This is a genomic window from Nocardia africana NBRC 100379 (genome assembly GCF_001612635.1).
Lineage (GTDB): Bacteria > Actinomycetota > Actinomycetes > Mycobacteriales > Mycobacteriaceae > Nocardia > Nocardia africana.
Window position 1 is genome coordinate 1 of the sequence record NZ_BDAV01000047.1, and the last position, 2,930, is coordinate 2,930.

5 protein-coding genes are annotated in these 2,930 nt (G+C 69.5%); all 5 read left to right on the forward strand.

Features of this window, described 5'->3' with window-relative positions:
• Positions 1-515: DUF8176 domain-containing protein (locus tag NA3_RS34910; RefSeq protein ID WP_501193629.1), on the forward strand; the 515-nt coding region annotated here is incomplete at its 5' end.
• Positions 512-1,168, forward strand: coding sequence for a hypothetical protein (locus NA3_RS34915; RefSeq protein WP_062969159.1), 657 nt, complete (start codon positions 512-514; stop codon positions 1,166-1,168). The genes NA3_RS34910 and NA3_RS34915, both read left to right, overlap by 4 nt.
• Positions 1,165-1,449: a hypothetical protein gene (locus tag NA3_RS34920; protein ID WP_308189465.1), complete on the forward strand. Its 285-nt coding sequence runs from the start codon at positions 1,165-1,167 to the stop codon at positions 1,447-1,449. The genes NA3_RS34915 and NA3_RS34920 overlap by 4 nt, the downstream gene beginning before the upstream one ends.
• A gap of 112 nt (positions 1,450-1,561) precedes the next feature.
• On the forward strand, positions 1,562-2,497 hold the full coding sequence (locus NA3_RS34925) for an alpha/beta fold hydrolase (RefSeq protein WP_084492121.1): 936 nt from the start codon (positions 1,562-1,564) through the stop codon (positions 2,495-2,497).
• Positions 2,494-2,727, forward strand: coding sequence for a hypothetical protein (locus NA3_RS34930; protein ID WP_062969165.1), 234 nt, complete (start codon positions 2,494-2,496; stop codon positions 2,725-2,727). The genes NA3_RS34925 and NA3_RS34930 overlap by 4 nt, the downstream gene beginning before the upstream one ends.
• Positions 2,728-2,930: the final 203 nt, after the last annotated feature.

Here is a 2,930-nt window from a genome sequence, read left to right on the forward strand (position 1 = left end):
CGCGGGTGTGGATAGTCGTGGGTGCGACGGTGGCTGTGGCCGCTGTACTGGTGCTCATCGGTGCATTGGTCGTTGTCGATCCGAGCGGACACACCCAGGTTCCCACCCTGACCGCTGTCCCGCTCACGAGCAACGCCGCAGCCGCCGGCGGGGCGTGCGCAGGACTCACCGGCGCCACGGTCACCGACCGAGACGGTGACACCCGGACCGTCGCAGGGGTCGTGGCCTCATTCGAAAACGCCTACTACCGGCTCCGCGATGCCAACGCCGCTCTGCGGGTCGTGGCGCCGGAGGCAGGACTGACGGCCGGTGCGCTCGCCGCAGGGATCGCCTCCATCCCGGCCGGCAGCACCTATTGCGTGGCGATCACCCCATTCGCCGCCGGCAGCGCGAACGTGCACGTGGTCGAGCAGCATCCCGACCACACCCGCACCGACTACCTGCAAGTGATCAACACCCGCCTCGACGGTCCCGGCTTGGTGATCACCAACTTCCAGAAGCAGGCCGGACCATGACCGCCCTCGTCGCCCACTCCCACGATGAGCCCGCCGACGGCCGCCTCGACCCGACCACCGTCACAGGACCCGGACCGGAACATCGTGCGCCGGTGAGGAATTCGCCGCTACCTGTCACAGGGGCGTATCCGCCGCTGTTCGCGGTGCTCGGCGCACACGGCGGCGCTGGCGCCTCGACGCTGGCCCGGTGGTGGGCACACGCCGCCGACACCGGACCGGCGTGGCCCGGATCGCGGGTGACCACGCAGCGGGTAGTGGTCGCGGCTCGCGACTGCCTGCCCGGGTTGGTCGCGGCGGCGGACCGGCTGCGCGAGTGGCACGCCGGGCTCACCCCCTCCGGGGTGACCGTGGTCGGGTTGGTGCTGGTCCCGCCGCGGCCCGGCCGTATTCCGCTGCCGGTGCGTCGCTACCGCAGCACCGTCTCCGCCCTGGTCGAGGGCGCGGTGTGGCCGATCCGCTGGCACGACGAACTGCTCACCCATGAGCTCGACGACCTCGCCACCTACACACCCAGCGACCCGCCGCCCCCGCGGCGCGCCCACCTGAGCGACGCCGTCCCCGCCGACGTCTATCACGCCGGCACAGCGATCACCGCCCGCATCGCGGCCACCCGAGCGCCCGCATCCGACCCAACACCCAGGAGATCCCCGTGACGCACTCCGTCATCGCCGATATTGCTGTTCTGGCGCAACAGATTCCGATCACACCCGAGGCACCGCCGGGGTCGGCCGGGCTGACCAAGGTCGTGAACTGGCTGGCCTGGGCGGTGATGCTCGCCGGCATCGCCGCACTCATCTACGCCGGCGGCAAATTCGGGTGGGAACGCTGGCACGGCGGCGCCGTGGAGAGCCCCAAGATCGTGCTGGGCGCCCTCGTCGGCGGAATCATCGCCACCAGCGCCGGATCCATCATGACTCAAATCGTCGCCAAATAACCAATGCCCCAACAAATTTCGAATCGGCTCACATCCGTGCCGTCCGCCGCCGAACGGCGGATCGCGGCATCTCACCAACGTACTCGATTCTGAGGCAAAGGAATTCACACGTATGCCAATCATCGACACCTCCCCCTTGGCCATGTCCAGCAGCGACGGGCTCATGCTGGCCGGAGATCGTTGCGGGCCAACGTTCGCCGCGGCGACCGTTGTCTACGTACACGGGTTGCTGTGCGACGGCAGCTGGTGGCGGCCGCTGACCGAGCAGGTGCACGACCGGCTCGACGGCCAGATCGCGCAAATCGTCTGGGATCAACGAGGGCACGGCCGCTCCGGTCGCCCCCACCGCAGCGTCGAGACCACCCTCGACCATCTGGCCGACGACCTCGACACCGTACTCACCCAAGCCACCGGATCGGTCGTACTGGTCACGCACTCGGCCGGATCCATGGTCGCGGCTGCCTACGCGCAGCGCTACCCGGCGCGCGCCGCCGCACTGTCAGGGCTGGTGCTGTTCAACGCCACCGGCGAATTCCCCGAATTCCCCGCCCTGCCCCGTCATTTCATGACTGCGGCGACACGGATCAAGGGCCTTCGGCACGGCAAGCTCGACCATGTCGCGGCCGCGGCCGCGTCGGTGGCCGAACGACGCTTCCGCCGCACCGCACGACGGCTCGGGTCCAAGGCTCCGCTGGCGACCGGCGCCCGTCCGGGTGATCCGCGGGTGCTGACCGACCTCATGCACGCCTACCGTCACTTCTACCTCAACCCTGCCATCGCCGCCGGGTTGCGGCCCGTTCCGTCGTTCGTGGTCACCGGCGACCGCGACCGGGTCGTCTCCGCCACTCAATCGACACGGTTCGCGGAGAAGATCTGGGCTGACCAGCAGGTGGTGCCCGGCGCCGGACACTCGCTGCCGAGAAGCGAACCCGGCATCGCCGCCGAGGTGATCGTCGCGGCCCTCGACGTCGCCTACCGCGCCGACGTCGATCAGCTCCTGCTCGATCAGGACGGTGAACTGGCCACCGACACCGACGGCACGCCATGACAACCACACGGCTGGACCCGAAAGTCCTCGCCCCGCTGACCCAGATGCTCGCCTGGCTGGCCTGGCTCGTCCTGCTGCTCGCGATCGCCCGCACCATCTGGATCGGCTGGCAGCTGGCGTGGCGACTCCACCGCGACGAAGCGATCGAAGGACTCGCCGGCGCCCTGCTCGCCGCCATCCTCGTCGGCTCCGCCAGCGGCATCGCCGCCGCCCTGTTCCCCACCCACTGAACCCCACCACACCCCTGGGAGACCGCAGTGAACCCGCACACTAGCCACCACGCCACACATCATGCCGGGCTGACCGCACTGATAGGACTGCTCGGCATCGCCACCCTCACCGGCTGCACCACGCCCGGCGAACACAGCAACCCTAGCGCCGCGTCATCAGTGCCCGCGGACATCCACGCCGCACCGACCAACGTGACAACCAC